A 16,386-nucleotide genomic window follows, 5' to 3' on the forward strand; every position below is an offset into this window, starting at 1 on the left:
GAATCATGTTGAAAGGCTACGGGGCTGTCATCCTCGATGGCGCATGGCTGACGCTTCAGCTCGCCTTGTCGTCCATGGTCTTGGCCATTGTTCTGGGTCTGATCGGCGTTTCGCTGCGTCTGTCCCCGATCCGCTGGCTGGCTTGGCTGGGCGACCTGTATTCCACGGTGATCCGCGGGATTCCCGACCTGGTGCTGATCCTGCTGATTTTCTACGGTGGTCAGGACTTGCTCAACCGCGTCGCACCGATGCTCGGCTTTAACGACTACATCGATCTGAACCCGTTGGCCGCCGGTATCGGCACCCTGGGTTTCATCTTCGGTGCGTACCTGTCCGAAACCTTCCGTGGCGCCTTCATGGCGATCCCCAAAGGTCAGGCAGAAGCCGGCATGGCGTACGGCATGAGCAGTTTTCAGGTGTTCTTCCGGGTGTTGGTGCCGCAGATGATTCGCCTGGCGATTCCAGGTTTCACCAACAACTGGCTGGTATTGACCAAGGCGACCGCGCTGATTTCGGTAGTGGGCCTGCAAGACATGATGTTCAAGGCCAAGCAGGCGGCAGATGCCACCCGCGAGCCTTTCACCTTCTTCCTCGCAGTGGCGGCGATGTACCTGGTGATCACCAGCGTCTCGTTGCTGGCATTGCGTCACCTTGAGAAGCGCTACTCGGTAGGCGTAAGGGCGGCTGATCTATGATCTTCGACTACAACGTCATTTGGGAGGCCCTGCCGCTGTACTTCGGCGGCCTGGTGACCACCCTCAAGTTGCTCGCGCTGTCGCTGTTCTTTGGTCTGTTGGCGGCGTTGCCGCTGGGGCTGATGCGCGTCTCCAAGAACGCAGTCGTCAACATGAGCGCCTGGCTGTTCACCTACGTGATCCGCGGCACGCCGATGCTGGTGCAGCTGTTCTTGATCTACTACGGTTTGGCGCAATTCGAAGCGGTGCGTGAAAGCTTCATGTGGCCGTGGCTGTCCAGCGCAACGTTCTGTGCGTGCCTGGCTTTCGCGATCAACACCAGCGCCTACACCGCTGAAATCATCGCCGGCAGCCTGCGCGCTACGCCGAACGGTGAGATCGAAGCGGCCAAGGCCATGGGCATGTCGCGCTACAAAATGTACAAGCGCATCCTGTTGCCGTCGGCCCTGCGCCGGGCGCTGCCGCAGTACAGCAACGAAGTGATCATGATGCTGCAGACCACCAGTCTGGCGTCCATCGTGACCCTGATCGACATCACCGGTGCCGCGCGCACGGTCAACGCCCAGTTCTACTTGCCGTTCGAGGCTTACATCACGGCGGGTGTGTTCTACCTGTGCCTGACCTTCATTCTGGTGAAGATCTTCAAACTGGCCGAGCGCCGCTGGCTGGGCTATATGGCCCCGCGGAAGCACTGATATGGAACGCATCGATCATTCATTGCCGTGGAGTCACCTGGGCAGCGAACGCCAGATTTCGGTGTTCCGCTTCGGCCGCGGCGAGCGCAAGGCTTACATTCAGGCCAGCCTGCACGCCGATGAACTGCCGGGGATGCGTACCGCTTGGGAGCTGAAAAAGCGCCTGACCGAACTCGAAGCCCAAGGCTTGTTGAACGGCGTCATTGAACTGGTGCCCGTGGCCAACCCGCTGGGCCTCGGCCAATTGCTGCAAGGCAATCATCAAGGGCGTTTCGAGGCGGGCAGCGGCAAGAACTTCAACCGGGATTTCGTCGAGCTCAGCGCGCCAGTGGCCGCCGAACTGGAAGGGCGCCTGGGGGATGATCCTCACGCCAATATTCACTTGATCCGCCAAGCCATGAGCGACGCCTTGGCGGCATTGCCACCGGCGGCGAGTCAGCTACAAGGCATGCAGCGCGTCTTGCTCAGCCATGCCTGCACGGCTGACGTGGTGCTGGATTTGCATTGCGATGCCGAAGCGGCGCTGCACATGTACGCGTTGCCGCAACACTGGCCGCAATGGCGTTCGCTCGCCGCACACCTGAATGTGAAAGTGGGCCTGCTGGCGGAAGACTCCGGCGGCAGTTCCTTTGACGAAGCCTGTTCGCTGCCGTGGCTGCGTCTGTCGCGCCACTTTCCGGATGCGCAGATTCCACTGGCGTGCCTGGCGACTACCATTGAACTGGGCGGTCAGGCCGATACCACTCGCGCCGATGCCGTAGCGTACGCCGAAGGCATTCTGGCGTTCCTCGCCGAGCAAGGCCTGATCAGCGGAGAATGGCCGAAACCGGCCCAGGACGCGTGCGAAGGCATGCCGTTCGAAGGCACTGAATTGTTGTTCGCACCGCACCCGGGTGTGGTGAGTTTCCTGCGTAAACCCGGTGAATGGGTTGAAGCTGGCGATGAGATTTTCGAAGTGATCGATCCGTTGGCGGATCGGGTCAGCACGGTGTGTGCTGGTACGTCCGGGGTGCTGTTTGCCATTGAACGGCTGCGTTATGCCCAACCCGGTTTCTGGCTGGCCAAGGTGGCGGGGCGCGAAGCGCTGCGTCACGGGCGCTTGCTCAACGACTGACTGACTGTTTTTGTGAGAACCGACCGCATGTACAAACTTGAAGTCCAAGACCTGCATAAACGCTATGGCAGTCACGAAGTGCTCAAGGGCGTGTCCCTGAAAGCGGCGGCTGGCGATGTGATCAGCATCATCGGCTCCAGTGGCTCCGGCAAAAGTACTTTCCTGCGCTGCATCAACCTGCTTGAGCAGCCACACGCAGGCAGGATTCTGCTCAATAACGAAGAGCTGAAACTGGTCGCCAACAAGGAAGGCGCGCTGAAAGCCGCCGACCCGAAACAGTTGCAACGCATGCGTTCGCGCCTGTCGATGGTGTTCCAGCATTTCAATCTGTGGTCACACATGACCGCGATGGAAAACATCATGGAAGCGCCGGTCCACGTGCTCGGCATGACCAAGGCCGAAGCTCGCGAAAAGGCTGAGCACTACCTGAACAAGGTCGGTGTGGCGCATCGCAAGGACGCTTACCCGGGCCACATGTCGGGCGGCGAACAACAGCGCGTGGCGATTGCCCGTGCGCTGGCGATGGAACCTGAGGTGATGCTGTTCGACGAACCGACCTCGGCCCTCGATCCGGAACTGGTCGGTGACGTGCTGAAAGTCATGCAAGCCCTGGCGCTGGAAGGCCGGACCATGGTGGTGGTGACGCACGAAATGGGCTTTGCCCGTGAAGTGTCGAACCAACTGGTGTTCCTGCACAAAGGTGTCGTCGAAGAGAGCGGCAACCCGCGTGAAGTACTGGTCAATCCACAGTCCGAACGCTTGCAACAATTCCTCTCGGGCAGCCTGAAGTAATCGCTCCCGTTACGCACCAAATTAGGTCATGCTGCGCACCGCGCGCCAGATGGTCTAATTTGGTTGCAGCCGCCTTCGGCCTTTAACACTGTTTTAGTTTCGGATTGCCCGCCATGACTGCCCATCGAATTGGTTTCCTGATTTGGCCCAGCACTAAAGCTCTGACGCTTGCGCTGGCTGAGGAGGCCTTGCGTGTTGCTCAGCGTGTGCATCCAGACGTTGTCTACGAACTGTCGTTCTTGCAGGCCGAACCGCCGACCGAAGGCGCCTGGCAATTGCCCGGTGAGCCTTGGGCCGGCAAGCTCGAAAATTTCCAGAAGTTGTTTTTGCTCGCCGATGAGCCGCCGACCGCACTTGCGCCGGCCCTCAGCAGTTCGCTCAAACAACTGGTGCGTGCCGGTTGTGTGATTGGCGGTTTGTCCGCTGGTGTTTATCCGTTGGCGCAGTTGGGTTTGCTCGACGGTTATCGCGCGGCTGTGCATTGGCGCTGGCAGGACGATTTCGCCGAGCGTTTCCCGAAAGTCATCGCCACCAGTCATTTGTTTGACTGGGATCGCGATCGCTTGACCGCGTGCGGCGGCCTGTCGGTGCTCGATTTGCTGCTGGCCGTATTGGCCCGCGATCACGGCGCCGAACTGGCCGGTGCGGTCTCGGAAGAACTGGTGGTCGAACGCATCCGTGAAGGCGGCGAACGCCAGCGCATTCCACTGCAAAACCGCCTCGGCTCCAGCCATCCGAAGCTCACCCAAGCGGTGTTGCTGATGGAAGCCAACATCGAAGAACCGCTGACCACCGACGAAATCGCCCAACACGTGTGCGTGTCCCGTCGGCAGTTGGAACGGATCTTCAAGCAATACCTCAACCGTGTGCCGAGCCAGTACTACCTGGAGCTGCGCCTGAACAAGGCCCGGCAGATGTTGATGCAAACCAGCAAGTCGATCATCCAGATCGGCCTGTCCTGTGGCTTCTCTTCGGGGCCGCACTTCTCCAGCGCCTATCGCAACTTCTTCGGTGCCACGCCGCGGGAAGATCGCAACCAGCGGCGCAGCAGCAGCCCGTTCGAGTTGTCGTCGGTACCTTCAGAGCGTGGTTGATTTTCGGTTATTGCTCTATCTCTGAGTCGTCTGAATCGGACACCTCCATCTCGGCAGTGTTAAAGATTTCCTCAACGCCAAAATCGGTGCCGTTTTGCCTGAAGTAAGCACGCAACAGTTGCAGGCTTCGCTCAGAAAGCGGATTGCCAAGCAGGTTGATGCTCTCGCCCATTTCCATGGGCAGTTCGAGGATGTCGCTAGGTAGCTCTCGAATGGCGTTATTGCTCAGGTTGGCAATGTCGAGCGCTTCCAGTTTCAACAACCCTGGCGGTAACTCGGTGATGTGCGTGTGGCTCAGGATGAGCGTGGACAAATTTGGCATCTGACTGACATCGGGTGTCAGCAGTAGCGGGTTATTACTCAGGTCCAGAAAGTCCAGGCGTTCCATGCCGGCCAGCGCCGCCACCGTGTCGTCCGTCAGGCTGATTCGGCAGTTGGGCAGCACCAATGCCACCAGCTCACCCAGGTTGAATACCGACGGCGGAATATTGCCCAGGCTGTAGTCGCGAATGGTCAGCCCCTTGAGTTTGGGGAAGCACCTCAGGAATCCATCGGAAACCGACGTCAACCCGCTGTAGCTATGCAGGTAAAGATGGGAAACGTGGCTGAAGTCAGCACTCAGTGTGGGCAACTCGCCGGTGACTATCAGTGACAGGCTGAGCTCATAAGAGGGTTCAAGGGTTTCGTTAAAGTCATCCAGTTCGGTTTCCCGGCGCCAGCCTTGTTCAACGATCCGTTTGAATTCATCCCGAGTGTTGTGCTCGATCAGCAGTTGCTGTGCGCTGAAGGGTTCGCCGCTGAGCGGGTGCAGCGGGGGAATGTTGCCGGTCCACGTCGCGAGGTCGGTGCTCAGGGTGGCGTACTCTGTCTCCAGTCGGCTGAGCTCGATTCGCCCTGCCGCCAGCGTGCCGGGCAGGCTGTACACAAAATCGCTGGCCTGTTCGCGATCCATACTCGGGTAAAGGGCGGCAATCCGCTCGATATCGCCCAGTTCGGCGTACACGCCCAAGTCTTCACGAGTCTTCTGAAAGTAGGTTTTCACCCGATTTTGCGTGCCGATGGATAAGGGGTTATCAGCGAAATCGAAACCGTTGCCCTTGCTCGCGGGCAACTCGAACAGTTCGGCTGGCAGCTCCACAATCCGGTTGTTCGAGAAAATCCCGGTTTTCAGCTGTGGACGACTGAACAGGCCGGGTGGAAGGCTGGAGATACCGGTCTCGCCCAGGTCTATGTAGTCCAGTTGATTCATGGCCTCGACACTGAATACCCGCCCCAACGGATTCTTGTACAACTCCAGCGTACGCATCCGATTCAAGGACGAAAGCGTTGCCTGAGATTCGGCGGTCAACGCGATCCCGCAATTACTCAGGACCAGTTGATCAAGATTCGGCAATGAGGGCAGGACGTCGGGCAGTGTGGCCAAGGGAATATTGCGCACTTCCATGCGGCGCAAACCGGTGAAGTGGCGCAGGAACTCATGAGTACCGCGTGTCGCCTCGCCACCTTCGAGGGTCAGGTAGGCAATGTGGCTGAAATCCGCCTGAATAGTCGGCAACTCTCCAATGATGGGCCGAGTGAACCTGAACATGTAGCCGCGATCGCCGGCATCCTGATCGCCGTCGTTGAGCGCGGTCTGGCGGCGCCAGCAGCGTTGCAGTTCATCTGCGAGCAGTGCGCGGTTGCGTCGGGAGGCGGTGATCTGGCGGGCGCTGAGTTGGGCGCCGGTTTCCGGGTGATAAGGGGGGATTGCACTGCACCAGATACGCAGTTCGTTAATCAGTCGGTTGTATTCGTCGAAGAGCCTCGAAAGTTCTATTCGAGCGCCCGTGGGGTGGCGTTGCAACCCCAGGGTAAAACGCTCCACCTCCTCAAGGGTGAAGGAAGGGTAGAGGTCCCTGACATGGTCTTGCAGTGACGCGGCTGCGGGGGGGCGTTGAGGATAGTCCGCGCCGCCGGGCAGGCGCATGAGGTTCGGGTCGTAGTGTGGTTTGCGCAGTGGGGTTAGCGCCAGGAGCTTTTGCAGTTCCTCGTGGTCCAGCGCGTGTTCAGCGATCAATTGTTTGAGCGTCGAGCCTTGCCCTGTCTGCAGATTCATTGCGTTGCGTTCGCTGTCGGGCAATGCCCGCAACAGTGCGTTATAGAGGTCTTCAGCTCCGGACAGTTCTTCTCCGAGATCGTTGTAGGCCTGGTACTCCCCGTCTATGAGCTGGACCAGCACCTTGCGCATGGACGCCTCAGGATTGCCGATCGTATCGATGGTTTTCCCGTTGAATGAAAAACGGTTGACGTCGACTCGAACCTCCCCCGACCAGCCACGCAGGCGCGGTAGCGAGTGCATGACCAGCCGATCGGTGTCGGGGTTGTTCTGCGACGAAAGCTCCAGACCTTCGCGGGCGCGCACGGCGCGGACATGTTGTTGTGCCCAGCGCGCCAGTTCATGGAGTCCTGACGGGACTGTGCCCTGTTCCAGTTGCTGTAGCTCATTTCCGCTGGCGGTGTTCAATAGTTCTTCGGCAACACTGCTCGGCAAGCCTGAAACAGTGTCCATGAGACGTTGGGTCAGTGGGTCGGCCTTGGTTTCCTGCGCCCGATAGCGTGCGTCGAACAATGAGCGTTGCTGTTTGAATGCGATCTGCGCCAGACGGCTTCTAAGGTTCCTGGCTCGTGCTTCGAGCGCCAGCGCAGGTGCGCCGAATGTTTCGTCAAACAGCACTTTTATTTCATCTTCACTCAAGCACAGTAGCGCCGTTTTCAGCACATCGGCGCTGCTGACGGGGACGTCATAGAGGTGTACGCCGTGGGGCAGGCTGTTTGCGCTTTGCCATGTCGTGTGGCCTTCGCTGTCGATCAGACGCAACGCTTTGTTTTCCGGCCATGGAAAGTGTTCTGTCAGCAGTTGCAATTGGGTCGGTCGATCCGCCGTCTGCCAACGTTGTGAATGCTCACTGCCGATCCGTTCGATAAAGGTCTGGATGTCCTTGTCGATCTTGAAGCGTTTGAGCGTATCGGCCACGAGCGGCGGCAGTGGGGCGTTGTCGACGTGCATCCGGCGTAACGCGTTTTCGTGGTGGCCGCTGATCTTCAGTACTTGCTCGCGTTCGCTGCTGGAGAGCGAATCGGCCAAATACCCCAGGCGCCGCAATAGCGTGTCACGGTCCCAGGTCAGCGGTTTTTCGATCGCTGTGTGCCAGGCCCCGTTGCTATTGTGTTCCAGCAACGGTTTGTAGGCGTCGGGGCGGGTTGGATGGTCAATTTGAAACTGACCGATCCTTGTGTCGTGAGTCACGGCGTAGTGTTTGTTTTCCAGCGCCAGGATGGCGTTTCCCTCGTGGGGGTACAGACCCAGGTTGTTGGGTTTGCTGTCGGTTGCCAGGGAGATGTTCTGCTCGTAGGGTTTGAGGTCGCCGTTCCAGTAACGGGTTCGACCGTCAGCTGATTGCGCGGGAATGAAACGGTCAATGAAATCCACGCATGCCTTGGGCATTACGTTGCGAAACTCTCCCGCAACAAGGGTGCCTCCCGCTGCGAACGCTCCCAGTTGAACCAGCGATTCGATGAACTCCAGGGTGTGTGTGAGGGCTTGATGTGTCAGGCCTTGCGACCATTCGACGATTGATTCGAAAGCCTCGTCCAGCAGTTGATAAACCATATAAGCCATCATCAACTCGCCCAGAACGGGGACAAACGGCAGTGCAACGAAAGCGGCAATCTGCAGCAGTGTCGAAGCGATGCTGCTGAAGGAATCCCAAAGCTCCCATCGAGCCTTACGGTCGGCACTGGCGGTGGACACGGCAAGCGTGCGCGCATCATTGAGAATCTTGTCGAGTTTTCGTTGATACAGGTGCTCCCACAGATCGCCGGCGATGGGTGTAGCGCAAAACTGCAAATTCATATGCTTGGCGGGCGAATCACGCCAGGAGGGCAGTGGGTCGCCGGAGGCGCGCGGATGCCAGGTGGTTTGCGTCAGACGGCTGTTCAGGTTGGCGAAGAAGTAGCCACGATCGCCATGGGCGACGAAGCGGCTGAAAAAGTGCTGGTAATCGCCCGAGCGTAATTTTTGGCTGAGTTCGATCATGAAGTGTCCGCTGGACGGATATTCCTTGATCGGGTGCTGCGGATCATCAGGTAGGTAGGCGATAACCCTCACTGCACCACGGTGCTGCTCCAGATCCGGGGCGAACAGGATGATGCCGGTTAGCTGCGCGGACATCATCGTCAGGTCATGACACAGCAAGGGTTTGCCATCGAGCAGCATGCCTTGCACGCCGTTCACCAGCCCGGAAATGGACCGGTAGGCGTCTTCCTTTAGCGTGTCTTTCTGAAGGCGCGCCAGCTCCAGCGCCATACGTAGCGCGGCTTTATGGCTTTGCTTGATCTGCGGGCGCAAAACGGCCGCGACTACTGGATTGCTCACGCCAAGGTTGTCTTCGAGCCAGGCCCGATATTGCCCACCGATATCCAGCTCGCGGCATAGCGTCGTGAAGGCGTTGATCGTCAGTTTGTCTTTGATGTAATTCAGGGTTTCGAATTGACCGGCGGGGGATGGCTGGGTGATGAAGGTTGAATCTGTCTCGTGGGCGCCTTCGCCGGTCTCTGACCGTTCGAAGTTGTGCAGGGCGGCATCGAGCAGCGACACCGTCCAGGTCCGGGCGGCCCCCGACTTGACCGGGAACCAGGGGATTGAGGCCGGGATGTAGAGGCGCAAGAACGTGGCGCTCACATCGAGATCCAGGCCGTAGCGTTGCTTTATCGCGTCACGCAGCAAGGGTTCGCCAAAAGCTCGGGCGTCTTGCAGGTGTTCCAGGCGCTCGTCCACGGTGTTCTGGGCCGTCCAGTAGGCGGCATTGAGACGCTTCAGCACGCGGTGTTGGCCGGTCGAGGCGTTACGGAACTCATCTCGCAGAAGCGGCGTGGTTTTTCCCAGCGCAATCCGCCGTTTGGTTGAGGCCTTGAGCAGCCACTGAGGCATATTATTGGCCAGATGTTCGAAATGGCCATCCGGATGGATTGGCCATACCGGTGTCGACGACTGATTGGAAAGATTCACGGGTTTCATCCTTGAATAGGGCGGCACCCAAGGAAACCCGTTTTGACAAAGGCATGTGCGGTACATAGTTACCGCACATTCACCAACGACTTGAAATCTAATGTCGCCCGCGCTGCCGCTAATCCCGTGCATCGGTTTAAACTGCGCCTTTGCGACGGTATATGTCGCATTGCCGTAAACCCGGCTGAAACCGGGGTTTGCGCTATAAGAAGTTGTCGCTTGGCGGCAAGGCCGGGCTGAAAACTGTCCTTACAATCCCCTCATCGCTCGCCAGTTTCAGGCGAGTGTTCCTCATCAGGAGACTCCGATGTCCGTTGAGCACGCTGCGGTACAACGCGCCGATTTCGACCAGGTAATGGTTCCCAACTACGCGCCTGCCGCATTCATCCCTGTGCGTGGTGCCGGTTCCCGCGTTTGGGACCAGTCTGGCCGCGAGCTGATCGACTTCGCCGGCGGGATTGCCGTTAACGTCTTGGGCCATGCGCACCCGGCGCTGGTCAGTGCATTGACCGAACAGGCGAACAAGCTGTGGCACGTGTCCAACGTGTTCACCAATGAGCCGGCCCTGCGCCTGGCGCATAAGCTGATCGACGCCACTTTTGCCGAGCGCGTGTTCTTCTGCAACTCGGGCGCCGAAGCCAACGAGGCCGCCTTCAAGCTGGCCCGTCGCGTCGCGTTCGATCGTTTCGGCAGCGAGAAGTACGAAATCATCGCCGCGCTGAACAGCTTCCACGGCCGCACCCTGTTCACCGTGAACGTGGGTGGCCAGTCGAAGTACTCCGACGGCTTCGGTCCTAAAATCACCGGCATCACCCACGTTCCTTACAACGATCTGGCTGCTCTTAAAGCTGCCGTTTCCGATAAGACTTGCGCCGTGGTGCTGGAACCGATCCAGGGCGAGGGCGGCGTACTGCCGGCCGAGCTGGCTTACCTGCAAGGCGCCCGCGAGCTGTGCACCGAGCACAACGCGCTGCTGGTGTTCGACGAAGTGCAAACCGGTATGGGCCGCAGCGGCAAGCTGTTCGCCTACCAGCATTACGGCGTGACCCCGGACATCCTGACCAGCGCCAAGAGCCTGGGCGGTGGTTTCCCGATCGCGGCGATGCTGACCACCGAAGCGTTGGCCAAGCACCTGGTCGTCGGCACCCACGGCACCACTTACGGCGGCAACCCGCTGGCGTGCGCTGTCGCAGAAGCCGTGATCGACGTGATCAACACCCCTGAAGTGCTGAGCGGCGTCAACGCCAAGCACGACAAGTTCAAGGCTCGCCTGGAGCAGATCGGCGAGAAATACGGCCTGTTCACTCAAGTGCGAGGCCTGGGCCTGTTGATCGGTTGTGTGCTGAGCGATGCCTGGAAAGGCAAGGCCAAGGACATCTTCAACGCCGCCGAGCGTGAAGGCCTGATGATTCTGCAAGCCGGCCCGGACGTGATTCGTTTCGCGCCAAGCCTGGTGGTTGAAGACGCTGACATCGATGCAGGGCTGGACCGTTTCGAACGCGCTGCGGCGAAACTGACTCAAGCCTGATAGACCCTTCGACGCCTGACTGTTCGGGCGTCGAACCCAATTTTTTATGCCGGGCCAGATTCAATGTGGGACTGGGCTTGTTGTGGCGAGGGGGCTTGCCCCCGTTCGGTTGCGAAGCAATCGTAAATCGGTCACCTCTTTCTGACTGAAAGATCGTGGTAACTGGTTTTAAGGGCGCTTCGCACCCCAACGGGGGCAAGCCCCCTCGCCACACAAGCCCGGTCCCACATTAGTCCGAGTGTTTGCAATGACTGCCCGGTTATTTTTCCTAAAAGAGTTTTCGAGAAAGGAGTGACACCATGCTGGTGATGCGCCCCGCGCAAATGGCTGATCTGGGCGAGGTACAGCGTCTGGCTGCGGACAGCCCGATTGGTGTCACTTCCTTGCCGGATGACGTTGAACGCCTGAGCGACAAGATCGCGGCAAGCGAAGCCTCGTTTTCCGCTGAAGTCAGCTTCAACGGTGAAGAGAGCTATTTCTTTGTCCTCGAAGACATCGCCACCGGCAAACTGGTGGGCTGCTCGGCCATCGTTGCGTCGGCCGGTTATTCCGAGCCGTTCTACAGTTTCCGTAATGAAACCTTCGTGCATGCCTCCCGCGAGCTGAAGATTCATAACAAGATCCACGTGCTCTCCCAGTGCCACGACCTGACCGGCAACAGCTTGCTGACCAGCTTCTACGTGCAACGAGAACTGGTGGGCTCGCCTTGGGCGGAACTCAATTCCCGTGGTCGTCTGCTGTTTGTCGCCAGCCACCCGGAACGCTTCGCCGATTCGGTCGTGACCGAGATCGTCGGTTACAGCGACGAGAATGGCGATTCGCCGTTCTGGGACGCCATCGGTCGCAACTTCTTCGACCTCAACTACGCCGCTGCCGAGCGTCTGTGTGGTCTGAAGAGCCGGACTTTCCTGGCCGAACTGATGCCGCATTACCCGATCTATGTGCCGCTGCTGCCGGACTCCGCTCAAGAAGCGATGGGCCAGGTGCACCCGCGTGCGCAAATCACCTTCGACATACTGATGCGCGAAGGCTTCGAGACTGATCATTACATCGACATTTTCGACGGCGGCCCGACCCTGCACGCCCGCGTCTCGGGGATTCGTTCGATCGCCCAGAGCCGTGTGGTCCCGGTGAAAATCGGTGAGCCGGTCAAAGGCGCCGGTCGTCAGTACCTGGTAGCCAACGCCCAGTTGCAGGATTACCGCGCCGTATTGCTCGAGCTCGATTACGCGCCGGGCAAACCCGTGACCCTGGATCTTGAAGCGGCCGAGGCCTTGGGCGTCGGTGAAGGTGCCAGCGTGCGCCTGGTAGCGGTTTAACGCCTGCCGTTGTGTCTAGAAAGAATGCCTGAAAAGCAGCGAGTTTCACGGGTGGCGCAAGCGGCCCGTTTGAGGAGATAGCATGATCGTTCGTCCCGTACGCAGCAGCGATTTACCCGCTCTGATCGACCTGGCCCGCAGCACCGGCACCGGCCTGACCACCTTGCCGGCCAACGAAGAACGTCTGGCCCATCGGGTCGGCTGGGCCGAGAAGACCTTCCGCGGCGAAGCCGGGCGGGGCGATGCGGACTACCTGTTCGTGCTCGAAGACGACAACGGTCGCGTGGTGGGCATTTCCGCCATCGCCGGTGCCGTCGGCATGCGTGAGCCTTGGTACAACTTCCGGGTTGGCCTGACTGTCAGTGCATCGCAAGAGCTGAACATCTACCGCGAAATTCCAACGCTATTCCTGGCCAACGACCTGACTGGTAACTCCGAGTTGTGCTCGCTGTTCCTGCACGCCGATTACCGTACAGGCCTCAATGGCCGCATGTTGGCCAAGGCGCGGATGGTGTTCATCGCTGAATTCCCGCAACTGTTTGGCAACAAGATCATTGCCGAAATGCGCGGTGTGTCCGATGAAGCCGGGCGTTCGCCGTTCTGGGAAAGCCTGGGCCGACACTTCTTCAAAATGGAATTCAGCCAGGCGGATTACCTCACGGGTGTTGGCAACAAGGCGTTCATCGCCGAGCTGATGCCGAAGTTTCCGCTGTACACCTGCTTCCTGTCGCCAGACGCACGCAACGTGATCGGTCAGGTTCACCCTGATACCGAACCGGCCCTGGCCATGCTCAAAAGCGAAGGTTTCAGCTATCAGGGCTACGTCGACATTTTCGACGCAGGCCCGGCAGTGGAGTGCGAAACCAGCAAGATCCGAGCGGTACGCGACAGCCAGGCGCTGGTGCTGGCCATCGGCACGCCGGGTGACGATGCCACGCCATTCCTGATTCACAACCGCAAGCGCGAAGACTGCCGGATCACTGCCGCGCCAGCACGCTTCGCCGCCGGTACTTTGGTGGTCGATCCGCAGACCGCCAAACGCCTTCAACTCAACGCCGGTGATCAAGTGCGCGCCGTTCCGTTGTCCGCTGCTCGGGAGTCGAAATAATGAATTCGCTATACATCGCAGGTGAATGGCTGGCTGGCCAGGGTGAAGCTTTTCAATCGCTGAACCCAGTGACCCAACAAGTACTGTGGACCGGCGAAGGCGCGACCACTGCTCAGGTTGAATCGGCCGTGCAAGCCGCGCGTCAGGCGTTCCCGGGCTGGGCCCGTCGGACCCTGGACGAGCGCATCGCAGTGCTGGAAGCCTTTGCCGCCGCCCTAAAGAACCACGCTGACGAACTGGCTCGCTGCATCGGTGAAGAAACCGGCAAACCCCTGTGGGAAGCGGCGACTGAAGTCACCAGCATGGTCAACAAGATTGCGATCTCGGTACAGAGCTACCGCGAACGTACCGGCGAGAAGAGCGGCCCGTTGGGCGACGCCACCGCGGTATTGCGCCACAAGCCACACGGCGTGGTGGCGGTGTTTGGTCCTTACAATTTCCCGGGTCACTTGCCAAACGGTCACATCGTACCGGCGCTGCTGGCCGGTAACAGCGTGCTGTTCAAGCCAAGCGAACTGACCCCGAAAGTCGCTGAACTGACGGTCAAGTGCTGGATCGAAGCCGGCCTGCCGGCAGGTGTGTTGAACCTGCTGCAAGGTGCTCGCGAAACGGGTATCGCACTGGCGGCGAACTCGGGCATCGACGGTTTGTTCTTCACCGGTTCCAGCCGTACCGGCAATCACTTGCACCAACAATTCGCCGGTCGTCCGGACAAGATCCTCGCGCTGGAAATGGGCGGTAACAACCCGCTGGTGGTCGACGAGGTCGCTGATCTTGATGCCGCCGTTTACACCATCATCCAGTCGGCGTTCATTTCTGCCGGTCAGCGTTGCACCTGTGCTCGCCGCTTGCTGGTGCCGCAAGGCGCCTGGGGTGACACCTTGCTGGCGCGTCTGGTAGCGGTCAGCTCGACGATTGAAGTCGGTGCATTTGATCAAACGCCTGCGCCGTTCATGGGCTCGGTGATTTCCCTCGGCGCGGCGAAAGCGTTGATGGATGCACAGGAACATTTGCTGGCGAATGGTGCCGTCGCGCTGCTGGAAATGACTCAACCGCAGGCTCAGGCAGCCTTGCTGACGCCAGGTATTCTTGATGTCAGCGAAGTGGCTGATCGTCCTGACGAAGAGCTGTTCGGCCCGTTGCTGCAAGTGATCCGCTACGCTGATTTTGAAGCGGCGATCGCTGAAGCCAACGACACGGACTATGGTCTGGCCGCCGGTTTGCTGTCGGATTCCGAAGCACGTTATCAGCAGTTCTGGCTGGAAAGCCGCGCCGGTATCGTCAACTGGAACAAGCAACTGACCGGTGCTGCGAGCAGCGCGCCATTTGGCGGCGTCGGTGCTTCGGGTAACCATCGCGCCAGCGCTTATTACGCGGCAGATTACTGTGCGTACCCGGTGGCTTCGCTGGAAACCCCGAGCCTGGTCATGCCTGCCTCGCTGACGCCTGGCGTGCGGATGTCGTAACGCCCATTCGCGAGCAGGCTCGCTCCCACATGGATTACGCAAAACTTGTGGGAGAGAGCCTGCTCGCGATGGCCGCGACACGTTGTACTGAATTGTTACTTGATGCCTATAAAAACAGATTCTCGTGGAGCCTCGCTGATGAAATCCTATGAAGTCAATTTTGACGGTCTAGTGGGGCCGACCCATAACTACGGCGGCCTGTCCTACGGCAACGTCGCGTCCCAAAGCAACAGCCAGCAGTCTTCGAATCCGAAGGAAGCGGCGTTGCAAGGACTGGCGAAAATGAAAGCCCTGATGGAAATGGGCTTTCAACAAGGCGTACTGGCACCGCAAGAGCGTCCGGACGTTGCTGCATTGCGCCGTTTGGGTTTCAGCGGCACCGACGCTCAGGTGATCGAACAGGCCGCTAAAGATGCAATGCCGCTGTTGGTCGCCAGTTGCTCAGCCTCGAGCATGTGGGTAGCCAACGCCGCCACCGTCAGCCCAAGTGCTGACACCGCCGATGGCCGTGTGCATTTCACCGCTGCCAACCTGAACTGCAAATATCACCGTAGCATCGAACACCCGACCACCAGCCGCGTGCTGGGCGCGATGTTCGCTGACCAGAAGCACTTTGCTCACCACGCCGCATTGCCGGCCGTGGCGCAGTTCGGCGACGAAGGCGCGGCCAACCACACCCGTTTCTGCCGTGAATATGGCGAAGCCGGCGTCGAGTTCTTCGTGTTCGGTCGCAGCGCATTCGATACCCGTTACCCGGCACCGCAGAAATACCCGGCGCGACAGACCCTCGAAGCTTCCCAGGCTGTGGCTCGTTTGCACGGTTTGAGCGATGACGGCGTGGTCTACGCGCAACAGAATCCTTCGGTGATCGATCAGGGCGTGTTCCATAACGACGTGATCGCAGTGGGTAATGGCGAGGTCTTGTTCTATCACGAGGACGCGTTCCTCGACACCGAACAGATGCTGGCCGAGCTTTCCGGAAAACTCGCCAAGGTCGGTGGGAAATTTCAGTCTGTCTGCGTACCGCGTTCCGCGGTAACCGTCGAAGATGCAGTTCGGTCCTACTTGTTCAATAGCCAACTGCTGTCGCGTCCTGACGGCTCCATGCTGTTGATCGTGCCGGAAGAGTGCCGTGGCAACGAGCGTGTCTGGCAGTACCTGCAAGGTTTGACCAGCTCTGGCGGGCTGATCCGCGAAGTGAAAGTTTTCGATCTGAAGCAGAGCATGCAGAACGGCGGTGGCCCGGCTTGCCTGCGACTTCGCGTCGCCCTCAACGAAACCGAACTGGCGGCCGTCAATCCAGGGGTTATCATGACGGCACCGTTGTACGGCACATTGACCGAATGGGTCGACAAGCACTACCGCGACCGCATGACCGAAAACGATCTGGCGGACCCGCAATTGCTGCTTGAGTGCCGGACGGCACTGGATGAACTGACGCAAATCCTTAAACTGGGCGCGGTTTATCCATTCCAGATCAATTGAACGTCGGCGCGCGCTCTACCTGAGCGTGCGCTGCTTCATCTCA

General features: G+C 59.3%; 11 protein-coding genes. 10 read left to right on the plus strand and 1 reads right to left on the minus strand.

Annotated features, from left to right (window positions below; translation table 11 throughout):
• The first annotated feature begins 5 nt into the window (after window positions 1–5).
• The 5 genes from AC1MEW_RS11110 to argR all read left to right on the plus strand — a co-directional run bounded on the left by AC1MEW_RS11110 (window position 6) and on the right by argR (window position 4,390).
• Window positions 6–695: an ABC transporter permease gene (locus tag AC1MEW_RS11110; RefSeq protein WP_054044772.1), complete on the plus strand. Its 690-nt coding sequence runs from the start codon at window positions 6–8 to the stop codon at window positions 693–695.
• The gene (locus tag AC1MEW_RS11115) at window positions 692–1,390 is read left to right on the plus strand and encodes an ABC transporter permease (RefSeq protein ID WP_201256356.1); all 699 of its coding nucleotides are present in this window, start codon (window positions 692–694) and stop codon (window positions 1,388–1,390) included. Before AC1MEW_RS11110 ends, AC1MEW_RS11115 begins: the two co-directional genes overlap by 4 nt.
• A 1-nt stretch (window position 1,391) precedes the next feature.
• The gene (locus AC1MEW_RS11120) at window positions 1,392–2,504 is read left to right on the plus strand and encodes a M14 family metallopeptidase (RefSeq protein ID WP_480426256.1); all 1,113 of its coding nucleotides are present in this window, start codon (window positions 1,392–1,394) and stop codon (window positions 2,502–2,504) included.
• Window positions 2,505–2,531: 27 nt separating this feature from the next.
• Window positions 2,532–3,296: an ABC transporter ATP-binding protein gene (locus tag AC1MEW_RS11125; RefSeq protein ID WP_201205959.1), complete on the plus strand. Its 765-nt coding sequence runs from the start codon at window positions 2,532–2,534 to the stop codon at window positions 3,294–3,296.
• A 113-nt stretch (window positions 3,297–3,409) separates the two neighbouring features.
• The gene (argR, locus tag AC1MEW_RS11130) at window positions 3,410–4,390 is read left to right on the plus strand and encodes a transcriptional regulator ArgR (RefSeq protein WP_054044763.1); all 981 of its coding nucleotides are present in this window, start codon (window positions 3,410–3,412) and stop codon (window positions 4,388–4,390) included.
• Window positions 4,391–4,397: 7 nt separating this feature from the next.
• Here argR and AC1MEW_RS11135 read toward each other — a convergent pair whose 3' ends face one another.
• Complete coding sequence (locus AC1MEW_RS11135) at window positions 4,398–9,437, minus strand: dermonecrotic toxin domain-containing protein (protein ID WP_480426259.1); 5,040 nt, start codon at window positions 9,435–9,437, stop codon at window positions 4,398–4,400.
• Window positions 9,438–9,744: 307 nt separating this feature from the next.
• Between AC1MEW_RS11135 and AC1MEW_RS11140 the strand changes: the two genes are divergently transcribed.
• The 5 genes from AC1MEW_RS11140 to astB all read left to right on the plus strand — a co-directional run bounded on the left by AC1MEW_RS11140 (window position 9,745) and on the right by astB (window position 16,343).
• Window positions 9,745–10,965, plus strand: coding sequence for an aspartate aminotransferase family protein (locus AC1MEW_RS11140; RefSeq protein ID WP_201205952.1), 1,221 nt, complete (start codon window positions 9,745–9,747; stop codon window positions 10,963–10,965).
• 299 nt (window positions 10,966–11,264) lie between these two features.
• A complete protein-coding gene (gene aruF / locus AC1MEW_RS11145; RefSeq protein ID WP_201205950.1) occupies window positions 11,265–12,284 on the plus strand; it encodes an arginine/ornithine succinyltransferase subunit alpha in 1,020 nt (339 codons plus the stop codon).
• Between the two features lie 82 nt (window positions 12,285–12,366).
• Complete coding sequence (gene astA / locus AC1MEW_RS11150; RefSeq protein WP_201205948.1) at window positions 12,367–13,392, plus strand: arginine N-succinyltransferase; 1,026 nt, start codon at window positions 12,367–12,369, stop codon at window positions 13,390–13,392.
• Window positions 13,389–14,858 carry a succinylglutamate-semialdehyde dehydrogenase gene (astD, locus tag AC1MEW_RS11155; protein WP_201256362.1) on the plus strand — a complete coding sequence of 490 codons (1,470 nt, stop codon included), beginning with the start codon at window positions 13,389–13,391 and terminating at the stop codon, window positions 14,856–14,858. Before astA ends, astD begins: the two co-directional genes overlap by 4 nt.
• Before the next feature lie 138 nt (window positions 14,859–14,996).
• Window positions 14,997–16,343: an N-succinylarginine dihydrolase gene (gene astB, locus AC1MEW_RS11160; RefSeq protein ID WP_201205945.1), complete on the plus strand. Its 1,347-nt coding sequence runs from the start codon at window positions 14,997–14,999 to the stop codon at window positions 16,341–16,343.
• Window positions 16,344–16,386 lie beyond the last annotated feature (43 nt).

The organism is Pseudomonas sp. ASL4, from assembly GCF_056680395.1.